Below are 17,255 nucleotides of genomic sequence, written 5' to 3'. Positions count from 1 at the left end.
TCCAGTATGACTCCGCTAATTTTCGCGCTATATAACTATTATCATAACGAGCGTATTCACATTTATTATGGCAATCAATCGTAGACAATTTCTTCAATCCAGTGCCTTACTTGCTGCTTTCTACAGTTTGCCAAGTTTCGCTAGGGGTCAGCGTCTTGTCGAAGAAGCCCTCTTTGGCAAGCTTCCTGCGGCAAACCATATTCAACGCGTTATCAGTTCAGGGCCACCCTCTGATTTACTGATGTTTGCCCTAGCCCCTGAAAAAATGGTGGGGTTTGCCTCGATTTCATTGAAAAAAGGCCATACTGGGCTTTTTGCACAACAATGGCTCGATTTACCCGTTTACGGCCGCTTAGCGGGGCGAGGCAGCACGCTATCGTTAGAACAACTTTTGTCTTATAACCCTGACTTGATTATAGACACAGGTAATATCGATGACACTTATCGCTCACAAGCGGAAAAAGTGGCGAAACAGACCAATGTTCCCTATTTATTGATTGCTGGTGGGTTAAAAGACTCACCTCAGCAACTCACTCAGCTTGGTGAAACGCTTGGTGTTGAACTCCAAGCACAAAAACTCAGCCAGCTTGCCCAACGTTATTTGGATGATGCAGTTGCCTTTGCTCATAAACCGCAACAAAAACCGTTAAGTTTTTACCTCGCTCGAGGGGCAAAAGGGTTGGAAACAGGTGCCAAAGGCTCAATTCACACCGAGGCTATTGAAATGCTCGGTTTACGTAACGTCGTGGATATCCCAAATTTCCGTGGGCTCACCACTGTCTCCATGGAACAGCTCTATCAATGGAACCCTGACATCATTATAACGCAATATGATGAAGCCATTGAATTTATGACGACCTCCCCACTGTGGAAAGGGTTAGATGCCATTGCAAACCAACAGTTACTTGTCTTTACGGGTATGCCATTTGGCTGGTTAGATGGCCCTCCTGGGGTTAATCGCCTTCTTGGCATGCGCCGTTTACAAAGCCACTTTGATGACGGGATTGCCGCGACGATAAAGCAAGATATCGCTGAATTCTTTGAACTTTTCTATCATTCGCCATTAACCGTTGAGCAGGTTGATTTACTGATGGAAAAATCATGAGTGGAATGATGAACAAAGGGGTTAAACCCTTATTATTAATTCTCATTTTATTCGTTAGCTTAGTGATTGCTTTAACGAGTGGTAAGTATTCACTTACCCTCGATGAACTGTACCGCCTATTTGCCAATTTATTTTCTTCTCAAGCTGATGTTAGCGATCCGCGTAATGAAACCGTTTTTTGGCAAATACGTTTCCCTCGTACATTAGCTGCAATTATTATTGGTGGTGGATTATCCATTGCGGGTGCCGCTTACCAAGGCATGTTCCGCAACCCGTTGGTTTCCCCCGATATTTTAGGGGTATCCGCCGGTGCTGGCGTGGGTGCCGTTGTCGGGATTTTCTTCGGTCAATCACTGATTTATATCCAATTAGCCGCCTTTATTGGGGGCTTAATTACTGTGGCTATTGTGTGCTTTATTGCGCGCCTTGCTCGCCAACACGACCCCATTTTATCGTTAGTCCTTGTGGGTGTTGCCATCAGTGCCATTTGTGGCTCCGCCATTTCATTAATGAAAATCTTGGCAGACCCTTATACCCAATTACCCTCGATTACATTTTGGTTACTCGGTGGGCTGTCATCCATTACGCAGGAAGACCTTTTGTCTGTCTTGCCATTAATGTTAATAGGCATCATTCCGCTGCTATTATTACGCTGGCGCATGAATTTACTGAGCTTATCCGATGAAGAAGCCAAAAGCTTAGGGGTAAATGTGGGTTTAACACGCGCTATCTTTATCGTCTGTGCCACGTTGCTCACGGCAAGTGCGGTGTCCATTGCCGGTATTATTGGTTGGATAGGGCTGATTGTTCCCCATATTACGCGAATGATAGTGGGCGCTAACTTTCGTTACCAGCTCCCCGCATCACTGGCGATTGGGGCAATTATGCTATTGATAACGGATACCCTCGCTCGAACTATCGCCGCGATTGAATTGCCGCTGGGGATCCTCACCTCTGCGGTGGGTGCGCCGTTCTTTTTAGCAATTTTATTGCAAACAAGGCGGGTCAAATGAGCATAATGACCCTCAATAACGTTGCCATTGGCTATCACAACACCGCAATCATTGACGACATCAATCTTTCCTTGCCTGAAAAGGAAATTACTTGCCTGCTCGGTGCGAATGGTTGTGGCAAAACCACGTTAATGAGAACGATATTAGGTTTACTACCTGCGATCCACGGCGATATCTTACTCAATAATCAGTCTATAAAATCGCTAAAACAGCGGGACATCGCGAAAGTGATTGCTTACGTACCGCAAGCTCACGATACGCCTTTTACCTTTACTGTATTAGATATGGTGATGATGGGCTTAACCCCACATATTTCCCTATTTTCTGTCCCCGGTGACGCCGAAAAAAACCAAGCACTTCAACAACTCGAGCGGTTGAACATTCCTCACCTTGCGACTCGCCTTTACAGCACACTCAGTGGCGGCGAAAAACAATTGGTTTTAATCGCTCGTGCATTAATTCAGAAACCCTTACTACTGATTATGGATGAACCTGCCGCTAGCCTCGATTTTGGTAATCAAATTCGCCTACTTGAGCAAATTGAGAAATTGAAAGCCCATGGCATGACCGTGTTGATGTCGACCCATCACCCACAGCACGCCGCCGCCATCGCCGACAATGTCATTTTGCTGGATAAACAACAAAAAGCACGACAAGGCTTATCAAAAAGTATGTTAACACTTACTAACTTGGCAGCACTTTATAATGTGGATGAGCGCAGTATCCAAGCTCACTTCCAGCTTCCATCAACATTTTCTTTTTAAGGTCAGGGATCATGTTAATCAACCAAATTGATTTTTCTAAAATGTACCAAGAACATATGCAACAAGCGCATAGAACTCGTAAGGAACCCGAGCATTGGGATAAAAAAGCGCAGCAGATGGCGCAAAATTGTGCCAACCCTAATGACCCCTACTTACTGCGCTTTCGTGAACTGATGGATTTTACGGGCGCACAAACTTTGTTGGATGTGGGTTGTGGCCCCGGTTCGGTTAGTCTGTGCCTCGCTAATGAGTTTAAAGAGGTTATTGGTATTGATTACAGTGGCGGCATGTTAGAAATGGCGCGACTTCGCGCTAAAGAGCTCGGTATTACCAATGCTCACTTCGAACAACTGGCGTGGGAAGATAGCTGGGATACACTGCCTAAAGTGGATATTTCTGTCGCCTCCCGCTCAACGTTAGTCGATGATTTAAAAGCGGCGCTACTTAAGCTCAACCGCCAAACAAAACTGCGCGTTTACACTACGCATACCATTAATCCAACCTTTATTGATGAACATATTATCCGTGAAATTGGCCGTGAAGTAATTCGTTTGCCAACTTATATTTATGCGGTGAATATCCTGCACCAAATGGGCATCAATGCCCGAGTCGATTTCATTAAAAGCCCAAATAAAGGTGGCTTTGATAGCTTTGAAGCCTTTGTGGATAGCGTCAATTGGTCACTCAAAAATATCACACCAGAAGAAACCGATATTCTTCGCCGTTATTACGATATTCAAACGGCATCAGGTAAGAAAATATCTTACCCATCAAGGGACTGGGCGATGGTCTCGTGGGATGTCGTGGATGAATCGGAACTTACACTATGATTTATCTACCTGATGCATTAATTGACCAGCTTTTGTTAGACGACATTCAATATGGCGATTTAACCACCCGCGCCTTGGGGCTGCACTCCCAACTTGGTGTGATGACATTCGCCTCCAAGCAAGGGGGCTGCGTTAGTGGTATTCACATTGCAAAACGCATGTTAGAAAAACTCGGCATCGCGTGTGAATGTCTCTCTTTTGATGGGCAAATTGTTGAACCACAGAGTGTTTTAATTCGTGCGACAGGGCCGATTGATGCTTTACACCAAGGCTGGAAAGCGGTGCAAAACGTCCTTGAATGGTGCGGTGGTGTCAGCCATTACACCCAGCAAATGGTCGCTATCTTGCGCCAGTATCAGCCCAATGGGCAACTTGCCTGTACACGAAAAACCATTCCAAACACTAAGCCTCTTGCCTTAACTGCGATTTTGGCAGGGGGCGCCATTATTCACCGAACAGGCAGCGCGGAAAGTATTCTACTGTTTACGAACCATCGCCAATGTCTTGAAAACCCAGATGATTGGAATGCGCATGTGCAAGCTTTGCGCCAAAATGCCCCCGAAAAGTTAATCATTGTGGAAGCCGATGATTATCAACAAGCTGAACTTGCTATCAAAGCGCAAGCCGATATTGTGCAGCTCGATAAATTGCCAACAGAGCAAATTCAGCAATTACAGACTCTGGCTAACGCGCAAAATCGGCCTTGTCAGTTATCTTTAGCAGGTGGGATAAATTTGAAAACCATTGAGGAGTTCGCCAAAACAGGTGTGTCATTGTTGGTCACATCCGCACCTTATTATGCAGCGCCTCGAGATATAAAAGTGAAGATTTTTAAGCAGTAACCTAAGAAGTCTGCGTTAAAAAAGCCATTCGCTAAAACAGCCTACCCCCGTAGGTTGCATTAACTTATGGCTAATGACGCACATCGTTATATAAAAAATAATATATCGTAATTAATGAAACTGGAAAGACATAATGAAAATAAAACAAATAACCTATTTGGTTGGGATGGCTTTATTCGCAGCACAGGGGCACGCCGCGTCTGACCCTAAAGCAGAAAAAAACACCGACGTGATGTCTGTTTGGAGTACGCCATTAGCGGCGGATGCCAATGTCATCACGGAAGAACAAATGAAACAACTGAATAAAACCAACGTAGCGCAGGCGCTGAGTACTATGCCTGGGGTTTCTATTCAAAAATCAGGTAACCGTAACGAAACACAGGTTAATGTACGTGGTTTTGATAGCCGCCAAGTGCCTATCTTCTTTGATGGTATTCCGACCTATGTGCCTTATGATGGTACGTTAGACTTAGGCCGCTTTATGACTAGCGAGTTGGCGAGTGTTGAGCTGTCGACGGGTTATACCTCGTTACTGCAAGGGCCAAACTTGATGGGTGGTGCGATTAACTTAACCACCGCAACACCGAAAAAACCATTTGAAGCCAATATCAGCTTAAACCAAGGTTTTGCCCGCGGTGCAGATAATGCCCACAATATCAGTGCTCGCTTGGGTGGCCGCAATGACTTAGGGTTTATTCAAGTCAGTGGTAGTCAGTATAAGCAGCGTTTTATGGGGATCCCGGGATCTGAGAATGACAACCCATTAGCGGGAAGCAATGGACGCCGCCCTAACTCTGCAACAGATGACAAACGGATGATGGTCAAGGTGGGTTGGACACCACGTGAAGCCGATGAGTATGTTGTGACCTATCTTAAACAAGATGGTGACAAGAACAGCGCACCGAGTGTCACGAATAAAAAACAGCAATACTGGCAATGGCCCGCTTACGATAAAGAAAGTATCTATTTTAATGGGACAACCCAAGTCACTGACGGCATAGCCTTACAAAGCCGTTTCTATCACGACACCTTTAAAAATACCTTGCACCAATACAAATCGGTCAAAGATTACGAAAAAGGTATCTATAACTACAGCCGTTACGATGACTACAGCAACGGTGCTGACATGCGCGTTGATTTCACCGTACGTGAACTCGATATGCTGTCATTCGCCGCACACTGGAAAGAAGACGTTCACCGTGCTCGCGCAAGAAAAGATGTACCTTTCGACCGCTATAAAGACAATACCTATTCCATTGCAACCGAATATCAATGGGTCGCTACAGATAACTTAGATATTATCGGCAGCATTGGTTATGACTGGCGTAAAAGCGCTGATGGTAAGCGTTATGATTATAATAAAGAAAATTTCGAAAAATACGATGGTAATAACCAACATGCCTTCAACTGGGAAGCCATGGCACGTTATCACTTAGCAAACGAAGATACAGTACAATTCTCTATTTCTGAAAGAAGCCGTTTCCCAACACAAAAAGAACGCTATACCAAAGAAAAAATGAAAAGTGACGATACCTTCGTCATTAACCCGCATATCGATGCAGAACGCGCCCTAACCTATGACTTAACCTATAAAGGGCATATCAACCCGAAATGGTCATATACCTCCAGCGTATATTATAACCACGTTACTGATGCCATCATGGCACACCGCGTAGGTGTTAATAAAAATGGCGGCAATATCCTTGAGAACCGCAATAGCGGAAAAGTTGATTATTTTGGCTTAGATTTAGGAACCACGGGTGAAGTAACTGATTGGATGGAAGTTGGTTTAAGCTACGGTTATATCCATGCCGACCCTAAACACTACAGCGTCAAACACGTTACTGAGCTGCCAACCCATAAAGCCTTTGCTTGGGTGAAATTCACCCCTTATGAGCCGTTTAGTATCACGGTGACTGAAGAAGCTAGAAGTTGGGCATTTAACTATGTGGATGATGACAGTAAAGTACGTGGATTTGCCAAAACTGACCTGCGTTTAGATTATGACTTAGGCCAAGGTGTTTCCGTCAATACTTCAGTAAATAACCTATTTGATAAATCCTATGAGTATACAAATGGCTATATTGAAGAAGGCCGTAACTATTGGTTAGGTATTGAATATAAATACTAGCCCATAATATATTAGGCAGAGATTTAATTCTTTGCCTAATATTTATTATCACATCCATAAAACACTGACGTTAATTATTAATTAAAAACCAAATCTATGTGTATATACCTAGGAATTATCCCAACAGGTAAGATAATTCCTATTATTGACAACTTTATAGTTTTTTATCTTTTTTTAACAACAAAAAAGATTTAAAAGCGAAATTAAAAATCAAAATTAAAAAAAATACAGATTTAAATAACAACAACGCGCTCAAATCAATAATTTTGCTAATTAGTAGTAAAATTGCTCATCTCACAATACTTGCAGTTAATTGATTCCCTAATTAGACTATAACAATAATAAAAGTAAGTTTTATCTAAAATTAATTTAAGTTAATTTAGCTGCAATTTTTTGTAGCTTTGCTATTTCCATTTAATTAGAGAGAGCAAACGGAATTTTATGAATGAGTTACATGACTATACGATTGATGAAAAATATATTTTCGAACACAAAACAAGTTTAATTTACTTAAAACTTGATCGCAGTCAAAATGTCGAATTATCTAAACCAGCAGCTAGGTTATTTAGTGAAATCATATCGTTAAACCTAAAAAAAGGCATTGCAACCCGTGATGAACTTCTTACTAATGTTTGGGAAGAGCACGGACTTGTGGGTTCAAATAATAATTTAAATACCTATATTAGCGAAATAAGGAAAAAACTTGAGCTAATAGGGATAGACCCTCACTTAATTGTCACAGTTCCAAAGAAAGGCTTTCGCCTTGATGCCCCCGTTTCTTTTTATAAAAAAGAAATTATTAATCAAGATAATCACTATGATGAGGAAATACCTTATCACCATAACAAACTTGATTATGTCGAAAGTCTTACAAAAAAAACAGAAGTATCAGTAACATCAGATTTTATTAATGAGCCAAATATATTAGTTTTAGAGCCTCCTTTAACTGTTCTCAATGAAAGTCATGAAGAAAACATTCCGATAAATGACCTAATAACGATAGAAAACAAAGCACTAAAACAAAAAAGTAAAAACATTGGTAACAAAAAAATAAAGTTAATACTGTTAGCGGTTTCAACGCTAGCGGCTTGTTACTTGGTTTATTTATTAGTGTATGACTTTTCCACTAAAAAAATTGATACTAGTAATTACCTTACCGTTAGTACTCGAGACAACTGTGTTATACAAACACCTATTGATATGATAGGAAAAACCTCAGATGAAAATATTGAATTTATTAATACCAAGCTAGAAAAATATAACATTTCTTGTGCTGAACCCAAAAGAGTCATCCTGTTATCTGATTTAAATAAAACTTATTCATTTGATAAAAATGTGGCTATCAGCATCTGTAAGGAAATAAATAATAAATATGATTGTGTATCAATTAACGATCAGAGAATTTAAATGAAAAAATATATTGTTATCTCGTTAATTTTAGTAACCTCAGCCGCTATTACATCGTATGTTGTAAAAAAAGATAAAGAGAATATAAAAATTTGCCATTCTGAAATTGTATGGATTAAAGATAATGGAACACAAGATGGGCTAAACTTAAAATCTAAAGTGACCATTCAACTTGCAGAAGACAGTAATGGTAGAATGAATATGTATGGTTATATTAACAGCCATGAACTAACTTACCGATTAGACAGAGCCGTCTACTTTGATTATCAACAAGTTGACTATAAAGGTAACTTTTCCATAAACTTTACCTCTCTTTCTATCACTTCATCAGATAATACCCCACCTGATATATTTTCCAATTTTATTCAGTTAGAACAAGATAAAATAAAATATTATGTGAACATTACTAGAATGGAAGATAACGTTTATATTTTAAAAGATGAAGCCTATTCCTCGTTTACTTGCAATATGCAATGATAAAAAAAAGCCTACTAATCAGTAGGCAAAACCGTCAACATGGGAAATCATTTTTAATAAAGCCGAAAGGCATAAAATAAATAGACTAGGATAGGAAAATTAAATCATGGCCCAAACATGGCTACTTGAGGGATCCCATCAGAACCAATCGTTCCACGGAACATGCCTTTAGTATTAAATTGCATAACAAAATTACCTTTGTTATCCACGGCAATAATACCGCCACTTCCCCCCATATCCTTTACTGAATTCAGCGTATTCATAGCAGCTTCCGCTAATGGAGTATCGCGATACTTTATTTGAGCCGCCACGTCATAAGCTGCCACCGCGCGAATAAAAACTTCACCTAAACCAGTTGTTGAAATAGCAATTGTGTTGTTATCTGCATATGTTCCCGCCCCCACAATAGGCGAGTCGCCAATACGGCCATAGTGTTTATTCGTACTTCCACCGGTCGATGTTGCTGCGGCTAAATTACCCCGAATATCAACAGCCACCGCCCCCACTGTGCCATATTTATAGTCATACATCAGTGGGTCTTGAAATAACGCAGCATCAATACCTTTTTCTTGGTCAATTTTATGACTAATTTCTTTAACTCTTTTTAACTGCTCAATACGTGATTCAATAATAAAATAAGATGGGTCGACAATATCTAACCCTTCAGCTGCCGCAAACTGTTCAGCTCCAACGCCCCCCATCAAGACATAAGGGCTTTTCGTCATCACCTTGTAAGCTGCCATAATGGGGTTTTTAATCTTAGAGACCCCAGCAACTGCACCTGCTTTATGGTCACGCCCATCCATAATTGAAGCATCCAACTCAACTTTATTATCCACCGTGAGCGATGAACCTTTCCCTGCATTATAAAGTGGGGAGTCTTCCATAATAATTACCGCAGCTTGCACGGCATCCAAGCTATCCCCACCTTTGGATAATATGTCATAGCCAGCTTGCAAAGCTTCCGTTAATTTGGCTTCGTGTTCTTTTTGTATTTCCGGTGACACCAGCTTTGAGGTAATATCCCCCGCCCCACCGTGGATAACGAGGCGGAAATTATTCTGCTGCGCCGCTGATGGGAACACAAAAATAATAGCTAATAATAAAAAAACATTAGTCTGATGTTTTAATGATTGTATTCCACTCACTAAACTATTCATTATTAACCATATATTAGGTACGTGTTGTTATACTGGTCTTAGTATAAATATGCTTAAAACCGATTATTCTTTTAACACTTAATTTATTGCAAAGTGCTTTCTTGTTCTTCCATTGGTAATACTAAGTCATTTAAAATCGCCCATTTAACTTTATCACCTTTAATTTTGCCGTTGATTTTAAACCGCTGTTCACTGAATGGTTTAAGTGGCTTAAACAATTCATTACTCTCTAGCTCAACGCCACCAACATTCACACGATCAAATGCAAGGTATATTGGCGAGTTATTCATAACAACTAATTCATTACCTACGGTCTTAAAAACCAACTTTTTTGCGGCATCATCAAAACTGTATTTTTCAATACTTTTAGGACGATAATAAAGTTTAAAGTGCAAGACTTGGATAGCATCAAATTCCGGATCATCTTTATCGTCAGCAGTTACTGGTGTTGAAGGTGGAATAACCCGAAATTTAGCAACATACACAGTTTCTCTATCACTTGGCATCGTTTTAGCGTCCCCGATAAAAAGTACCCGCCAGTGATAACGTTGGCCAGGCTCCAACTTATGAAGAGGAGGGGTGACCATAAAAGGAAAACTACCTTCTTTTTCTAATGTATTTACACCGGTTGTTTCATCAAGCTTTTCTACACTCGCCTGCATGAGAAAAGGCGTCTTCGTTGTTGCATTTCGCAAACGAAAAGAAACACTTTTCTCGCCTTCAATAAATGTTTTTCTTTCATATGGAAAAACAATCGTATCAGAGCTTTTACTATCAAAATCGACAGACCAAGAGGGCATTGCTCCTAATAATAGAAATAATGTTAACCCGCCCCCTACAATAGCTTTCCAATATTTCATCGTTAACCTTTTAGTATTTCACCAATACAAAATTGTAGTTAAACTTTAGTATAAACAGCAACCTCTACACGCGCACGGTATTTGCCCGGAACAACATTATTATTCGAACAAACAGCCCATTTAATATTTAATTTTTCAGTTTGGTTAGAGATTGAATTTTTACCAACTTCAATATCATCATTATTAAACTTCATTAACCGCGTGTTAGTTTGATCAGCACAAGATATTGTAGAATCATCACCATCTTTATATGGGAGGGCTAATAACCAAGGTGATCTGTTGTCCGCTGGCTCTGAGCCATCAAGATTATTAAATAATAGTTTTCGAGGATTCGTCTTATCTGCCCTACCTTCTCGAGCAATACCAGAGATATAAATCGGCTTGTTATCCGCAGTGCAAGTATATTGGAAACTCGTTTGGAGAATTTCTTGGTCAGTTCGCCCCATAACAATATCAAACGTTGATTTAGTCACGTTTTTAATTTTACAAATCCTAACGATTTTGATGTTTGTCGTAAACGCTACATTTTCGTAAGCATACGCATCTAATGGACTACGTCTTGGTCCCATTGTCATTACAGAAACATTTTTAACTAATCTAAAGTTTCCAGGTCTAATCGTACTATTCGTATATAACTCAATTTTATCTTGAATGCTAAAATTGATCTGCTTCTGTAGAATTGGATAGCTAGATCTTTCCATCGCTCCATATGGGTGCATACAAATATTCCATGCAGGGCTAATCCCATCAGTCAAATCAGGATTCGGAGAAAAAAACTTACCATTATAAGTACGCTTTAGACCAGTCCAATTCTTAAAGGCGGCATCCTCACCAATAAAATTAACCTGATAGTTAAGCGCAGGGATAACCCATGCTTCCATATCTTTCGATAACTTCCCATCAGGTGTATAAAATTGAAGTTCAAAGCCATACTTATTTGTGGTATTAGGTATTGGTACCACAAAACCCGAGTCTGCTTTTTTACAGTATGACCCTGTCGCATCACTAAACCCGACCAGAGCCCACGCTGGATCCCAACTTTCACTTAAGTTGCCATATACAGTCTGGGCTGTAATCGTCGTTCTTCCCGTCAACCTAGCTTCAATAAGATAGGGGTCGCCTGGTGCCTTGGGTTCATCTAAATCTAATAGGCCTTCTAAAACAATATTCATGCCCTGAGAGTAACTTGCAAATAGCCCGGCTAAAAATATGACCGTACTTAACTTCAATGTTTTTCTAAGATTATTCTTACCCATAATATCTTTTTCCATCTGTAAAAAGGCTTGCTCATTAGAGGTGTCTTAACATAAAAATGTTAACTCAATAATAATGAACACATTGTAATGGTATGTATCACTGGCACATTGCTGATATCGTACGCACTGGCTGAGATGTGTTTACTTTAATTGCATCTAAACCAGAAAACGTCGCCGTACAACGCTGACTATTATTATTACCCCAGCTAATGTTTAGTTTACCGCTCGCGGGTAACCCACTCATAAATACTTGATTGTTGTCTCCCACAATCCCCGTATTTGCCTCAGTCTCATTCGCTGAAATTAACGTTGCGACTGCACCAAATGGAACAGGAGAACCTGATGGCGTTTGTAGATTAATGATGGCTTGAAGACCTAACTTAGTATCAAATTTAACTTTAACAATCGACCCCGCAGAAGGATAAACCGTCTTGCTGGTTTCTTTTAACATCACATCATTTGGTAATGTGTTGACGTCCAAATTAATAATATTTGCATTATAAGGTGAGGTATAAGGGTATAAGGCGTAACCCGAATTATTAATGACGATGTCCTTACTTCCAACCTCTGTTCCTGCTGCACCCTCAGCTTCGATGATTGCCATACTACTTCCCATCGGCCTACCAAGCAGAATTCCTCCAGAATGCGCTAACACGCCACCACTGAAACTTCCGTTAATATTGTTCGAGTTTTTGGTATAATTATAGCTCCCAGAAATATCCCCTTTAGAGCCAGAGTAGCCTGCACTCAAAGAACCACTATTCCCAATGCCTTTATTTTCATATCCCTGAGAAACCCCATAAGAGACTTTATTATCAAGGAATGTACCATTAACAGATAATTGGTTAGATACACGATTGTTTTGATCTTGTGTAAACGTGTACATACTGCTCATGTTCTGTGCCATTTCGTGGTTAGAAAAAATACTAAATGGCACACTGACATTGATAGATATCTGCCTATTTTCAGGCCAAGATGTCTTATCTTTAACTCGGTCGATGCTATAGCGAATAGAATAGTTAATTTTATCAATATTCCCGTTATAACCGACGGCAACTTGGCGAACTTCACGGTCAATTTCCCAATAGTCTGAAATACTGCCCGACAAGAAAACACTGCCATACTTACCTAAAGACTGAGTAATGGACGTTGTAAAACTCGCCCGCTGACGCTGGTTCAACCAAGGAGCAACATCATCCTTTAAGCGTCTGTCATAGTTATTAAAATCTGCAAAGCTAAAATAAGAACGGCTAGAATACCTTAGAGCGGTTAAGTCAACAGAAGTCCCTGTTGAGGTCATACTTTTCGAGTAGCGAAGACGATAGGATTGCCCAGCTTTATCCCCAAGCTCTCCACCCATATCCGCTGTAGAGTGAGTAATATCTGCAGATAATGCCCCAAACGTTCCTAATGAAACACCAAGTCCTGCGGCAACAGAAAAATAATCTTTCGCCATTAATAGTCCACCATATAGCGTACTATTGGTTGGCAAACCATAGATGAAAGAGCCTAAAAAGAAATCAGATTCTTTAGAGCTAACGGTGTAACCACCGTTATAGCGGCCTACACTTGTTTCATAGCGATACCCGCCTGGACGTACCATCACGGGTAAGGAAGAGTAAGCGATGGTAAACGTTTTTTCGGTACCATTCTCTTCTGTGACTGTAATATCTAAGTCACCCGCATTTCCTGTCGCATAGACGTCTTTCAGACTAAATGCCCCTGGAGAAACATAAGTTTGGTAAACAATATAGCCGTTCTGCCTAACAGTAACCTTTGCATTAGACTGCGCTATTCCATTGATTTCAGGAGCAAAACCACGCTGACCACCAGGTAACATTTCTTCATCTGAAGCTAATTTAGCCCCTTTCATGGGCACACTATCAAAAACTTCATTTCCTGTATTAATCTCACCGACCATTAGCGTAGAGCGAATAGAGTGCAGCGCTCTCATAACATAGGTATTAGTAAAATTCGTTGTCGATGACGACCCGCCATCTCCCCCTGTATGAGAATAAGACATATTAGAACGTAAACGCCAAGGCCCTATATTTAAACCACTGGCTATCGTTGCAAAGACATTATTCGATCTCGTCTTGCCTATATAATCATTATCATTTCGGGTTTGGCTTCCGCTAACAAAATAGTTCAAAAATAGCGCAGAAACGCCGTTATCTAATAATTCAGGGTTAATATAGCCCTGAGCTTTATGTAACATCGCTATCTGAGGGATCTCAACACGAACTTTTAATTTAGACATATCTGTGATAACGGAAGCATCTTTAATAAAGTCACCGATATTTAAGATCTTAGTATTTGGTTCTAATGTATTTAAATTTGGGATAGCTTTGACATTTACACCCCACTCTTCAAGCAAAGCAGGGGTAATAACAAGCACGACGTCCCCACTCGCATTAGGTGCAAAAGATAGAGACTTATCTCCAAGGTTATTCGTGTTTACCTCAAGTTCTACACGATATTCCCCAGATGGAATGCTATTTGAACGGCTAAACTGCGAAAGGTCTAATTGATTAGGATCTACACCTAATTGGCTTTCTAACATGCTTGGATCAAAATAGTCATCACCATAAGAATATAGAGATAGGCATATCAATGAAGATAGTAAGCTGATTTTAAAAAATTTGTTGTCCATTTCCATAGCCTTTATTTATCTTTATATTAGTTGATAATTAACTAACTTAATTAAAGGAGATATATTTAGATTTGATTTTATTAACGTATCTAAACCTTAGCTAAAACCCTATATTCACTCAACTTTAGGCTTAGGGGTTTTCACTACTTCCTTCCCTGTATTTATAACTTGCTTCTCTGTCATCACACCAAAATCATTTAAATAATACCAACTGACATCTGATATATTATTAATACTTTCATTAAGAATATGATTACTGAATGGTTTTAGTAACAGAGACTCTTTTTTCACTTTACCATCAATACTTAAACCCACCACGGTTATATAATATGGCGTTTTGTTCTCAAACTGCCATTTACCCGCATGCTTAGCCAAACTTATATTTTCATAATCTTTATTACTTGGTTCTTTTATCGATTCCGGTCGATAAATCAATTTAATAATAAATGCAGTTACAAAAACTAAGCTTGGTTTATCTTTTTCATCTTTTTTGGATGAAGGAATTGCTCTTGCCTTAAAGTAAAAGATTGATTCTCTATCATTTGGCAATTTAGTTACATCGTTAGCTACAATACGTGTTGAAAACTCACTTCTATTCTCAACTTTGAAAAGCGGTGGCGTAACAATAAAATTACTTACTGAATTCCCTTCAATTTCTTGTAGAATAGATGTTTGAACAAGAATTGGAGAATCTGTATCGTTACGAACCTGTACTATTTGACCTTTATCTTTCTGTGAATAAATCACACGGCTTTGATTTAAAGAAATACCATCAGCGTGCACAGATACTATGCAGAAACAAGTAATCAAAATAGCTAGCAAACGAGATAACATGATATTTCTCTTAATCCGCAATTAGAGTTAACGTTAATGTTGATTTAAAACCACCAACATTCACATCATCCGCACACTCACTTTTTCCAGTTTTGCACATGACATAAGCATAAAACGTTTCAGTTACTGGAGTTCCAGTTATTTTCGGGATCAATTTATTATTAGTTTCTGTAAAAAAATCAGTATCACTTTGCTTGGCATTATCTTTTTTTGATATTCTTACCGCAAAAGTTTTAGTATCTTCATCTAAGTAACCATCATTATCTGCTATATAATTACCCGTTAAGGTAAGGTAAACCCCATCATAATTATTTGTTTTACAGTTTGATAATGTTACTGAAAATGGAAGTTTCACTTCACCGTCTGGTACATCACTTTTAAATTTACTAATCGGTATATTACCGAAATCAACGACATTATTAGACGTGCCTTCCACTTTCACATCACAAGTATTTTTAGGCACTGTTAAATTAAAAGTAAACTCATGAGCACCATTAGTTACAGCTTGACTACTAATCGATATACAGCTTAATAAAGAAACCGCAAAACCAATTAATATCTTATTATATTTCACTGTATATTCCTTTTATTATGGTTGAAGCAGCGTAATATCAACAGCAGCAACTAATTCCCCAGGCATCGCTTGATTTGTTCCTAGCTGAACAATACTCACTTCAAAATGGCTTTCTAAGTCACTATTTGCAGTAACCTGAAAGGGAATACGCCCCTCACCATTAATATCAACAATATTACAATTCGCTTTATTGTCATCACATTTCCTTAAGACAAAAGCTGCTTTTGTGTTATTTATTGTTGGGTAAATCTTATTACTCTGATCTACTGATGTACCTGAGCTCGCTGCGATCTCCATAGTATAAGGAGCAGTTCCAGTAGAGAGATCAAACTCAGCACATTTATATTTTAAGGAAAATGGTTTAACAAACGTTTTATCATTAATATCAGACTTAACATCTGGAATAAATATTGGCGAACTGAATTTCACTTCCATGTTATCCACAGAAACTTCGCAAGTTCCTTTAATAACATTACCAATAATTTCTAATTCTACTGCTCTTGCATTATTCGAAAAGATAAATAGATTGATAGCTGCAAGAAAAAAAAACAGTTTATTTTTATTATTTAACTTGTCCAGTGTATACATCATCGCCCCCTAAATCATTAATTACCACCCACTTAGCAAGTCCCTTACGTCCATTTACTGGTGCTATATAATTAAATGAGTCATATGGTGCAATCATGGTATTGCGTTTTTTCATGCTCATATCAATCTTAACGCCATTAACACTTAGATTACTTAATGAAATATAATAAGGAGAATCATTAATAACAGTTATTCCAGTCGAATTTGATTCCACTCTCAACCTTTCATGAGCCTCTTTAGGTGATAACGGTAATTTAGATGGACGGTAAAATAATTTTATGACGTTATTATAACCAATATTAAGGGCTGTGCTTTCTAATGGGCCATTAGTTGCTGGGATCATCACTGCATTAAAATAAAATACAGATTCTCTATCTTTTGGTAGATTATTAGTTTGAGAATAAATCCGAATGTCCTGAGATTTACCACTATCAATTTTAACTAATGGCGGAGAAACCGTAAATGGTGCATCCCCTTTTAAACCTTCAGGTGATTTAGATACAATAAATTTAGCCAGATAATTAATATCTGTATTATTTCTAGCACCAACGGAAGTACTTTCACTACCTTGCAAGAAAACTATACGCGTAGCATTTAGCCCTACTCCAGCAGAATAAGCTACATTTGAAGTTAATAAAAACAGTAGAATTAAAAAATACCACTTCGCACTTATTAATTTATTAAAAAAAATGTTCTTATATTCTATTGTTTGCATTATCTCATCCACACATAAGCAAGATATTAAGAGGCTTTATGAATAA

General features: G+C 39.0%; 16 protein-coding genes. 8 read left to right on the top strand and 8 right to left on the bottom strand.

The window, feature by feature from the left end:
- The first annotated feature begins 67 nt into the window (after positions 1–67).
- The 8 genes from AC4IFT_RS17605 (at position 68) to AC4IFT_RS17570 (ending at position 8,569) form a co-directional block, all read left to right on the top strand.
- A complete protein-coding gene (locus AC4IFT_RS17605; protein WP_490735975.1) occupies positions 68–1,105 on the top strand; it encodes an ABC transporter substrate-binding protein in 1,038 nt (345 codons plus the stop codon).
- Positions 1,106–1,113: 8 nt separating this feature from the next.
- A complete protein-coding gene (locus AC4IFT_RS17600; protein WP_490736034.1) occupies positions 1,114–2,118 on the top strand; it encodes a FecCD family ABC transporter permease in 1,005 nt (334 codons plus the stop codon).
- Entirely contained in the window at positions 2,115–2,882 is a 768-nt protein-coding gene (locus tag AC4IFT_RS17595) for an ABC transporter ATP-binding protein (RefSeq protein ID WP_490735973.1), read from the top strand. Before AC4IFT_RS17600 ends, AC4IFT_RS17595 begins: the two co-directional genes overlap by 4 nt.
- An 11-nt stretch (positions 2,883–2,893) precedes the next feature.
- Complete coding sequence (locus tag AC4IFT_RS17590; RefSeq protein WP_490752100.1) at positions 2,894–3,712, top strand: class I SAM-dependent methyltransferase; 819 nt, start codon at positions 2,894–2,896, stop codon at positions 3,710–3,712.
- A complete protein-coding gene (gene modD, locus AC4IFT_RS17585) occupies positions 3,709–4,554 on the top strand; it encodes a ModD protein (RefSeq protein WP_490735969.1) in 846 nt (281 codons plus the stop codon). Before AC4IFT_RS17590 ends, modD begins: the two co-directional genes overlap by 4 nt.
- A gap of 133 nt (positions 4,555–4,687) precedes the next feature.
- Positions 4,688–6,685 carry a TonB-dependent receptor plug domain-containing protein gene (locus AC4IFT_RS17580; protein WP_490735967.1) on the top strand — a complete coding sequence of 666 codons (1,998 nt, stop codon included), beginning with the start codon at positions 4,688–4,690 and terminating at the stop codon, positions 6,683–6,685.
- A 441-nt stretch (positions 6,686–7,126) separates the two neighbouring features.
- On the top strand, positions 7,127–8,092 hold the full coding sequence (locus AC4IFT_RS17575) for a winged helix-turn-helix domain-containing protein (RefSeq protein ID WP_490752099.1): 966 nt from the start codon (positions 7,127–7,129) through the stop codon (positions 8,090–8,092).
- Positions 8,093–8,569, top strand: a complete 477-nt coding sequence (locus AC4IFT_RS17570; protein WP_490735963.1) for a FidL-like protein — start codon at positions 8,093–8,095, stop codon at positions 8,567–8,569. It begins immediately after the preceding gene.
- A gap of 104 nt (positions 8,570–8,673) precedes the next feature.
- Here the strand turns inward: AC4IFT_RS17570 and AC4IFT_RS17565 are convergent, their stop codons facing one another.
- The 8 genes from AC4IFT_RS17565 to AC4IFT_RS17530 all read right to left on the bottom strand — a co-directional run bounded on the left by AC4IFT_RS17565 (position 8,674) and on the right by AC4IFT_RS17530 (position 17,209).
- Positions 8,674–9,729, bottom strand: coding sequence for an isoaspartyl peptidase/L-asparaginase family protein (locus AC4IFT_RS17565; protein ID WP_490752097.1), 1,056 nt, complete (start codon positions 9,727–9,729; stop codon positions 8,674–8,676).
- Positions 9,730–9,812: 83 nt separating this feature from the next.
- On the bottom strand, positions 9,813–10,589 hold the full coding sequence (locus AC4IFT_RS17560; RefSeq protein WP_490752095.1) for a fimbrial biogenesis chaperone: 777 nt from the start codon (positions 10,587–10,589) through the stop codon (positions 9,813–9,815).
- Positions 10,590–10,627: 38 nt separating this feature from the next.
- Positions 10,628–11,860 (bottom strand): hypothetical protein, encoded by a 1,233-nt coding sequence (locus AC4IFT_RS17555; protein WP_490752093.1) that lies wholly within the window; start codon positions 11,858–11,860, stop codon positions 10,628–10,630.
- 82 nt (positions 11,861–11,942) lie between these two features.
- Complete coding sequence (locus AC4IFT_RS17550) at positions 11,943–14,498, bottom strand: fimbria/pilus outer membrane usher protein (protein WP_490752091.1); 2,556 nt, start codon at positions 14,496–14,498, stop codon at positions 11,943–11,945.
- A 114-nt stretch (positions 14,499–14,612) separates the two neighbouring features.
- Complete coding sequence (locus AC4IFT_RS17545; RefSeq protein WP_490752089.1) at positions 14,613–15,332, bottom strand: fimbrial biogenesis chaperone; 720 nt, start codon at positions 15,330–15,332, stop codon at positions 14,613–14,615.
- Positions 15,333–15,342: 10 nt separating this feature from the next.
- Entirely contained in the window at positions 15,343–15,906 is a 564-nt protein-coding gene (locus tag AC4IFT_RS17540; protein WP_490752087.1) for a fimbrial protein, read from the bottom strand.
- A 15-nt stretch (positions 15,907–15,921) separates the two neighbouring features.
- A complete protein-coding gene (locus tag AC4IFT_RS17535; RefSeq protein ID WP_490752085.1) occupies positions 15,922–16,494 on the bottom strand; it encodes a fimbrial protein in 573 nt (190 codons plus the stop codon).
- Positions 16,469–17,209, bottom strand: coding sequence for a fimbrial biogenesis chaperone (locus tag AC4IFT_RS17530; protein WP_490752084.1), 741 nt, complete (start codon positions 17,207–17,209; stop codon positions 16,469–16,471). The genes AC4IFT_RS17535 and AC4IFT_RS17530 overlap by 26 nt, the downstream gene beginning before the upstream one ends.
- Between the last annotated feature and the right edge of the window lie 46 nt (positions 17,210–17,255).

It is taken from the genome of Providencia sp. UF-183, from assembly GCF_058246155.1.
The sequence above is the reverse complement of the archived record's forward strand: the minus strand, read 5'-3'. Positions and strand labels throughout refer to the sequence as shown.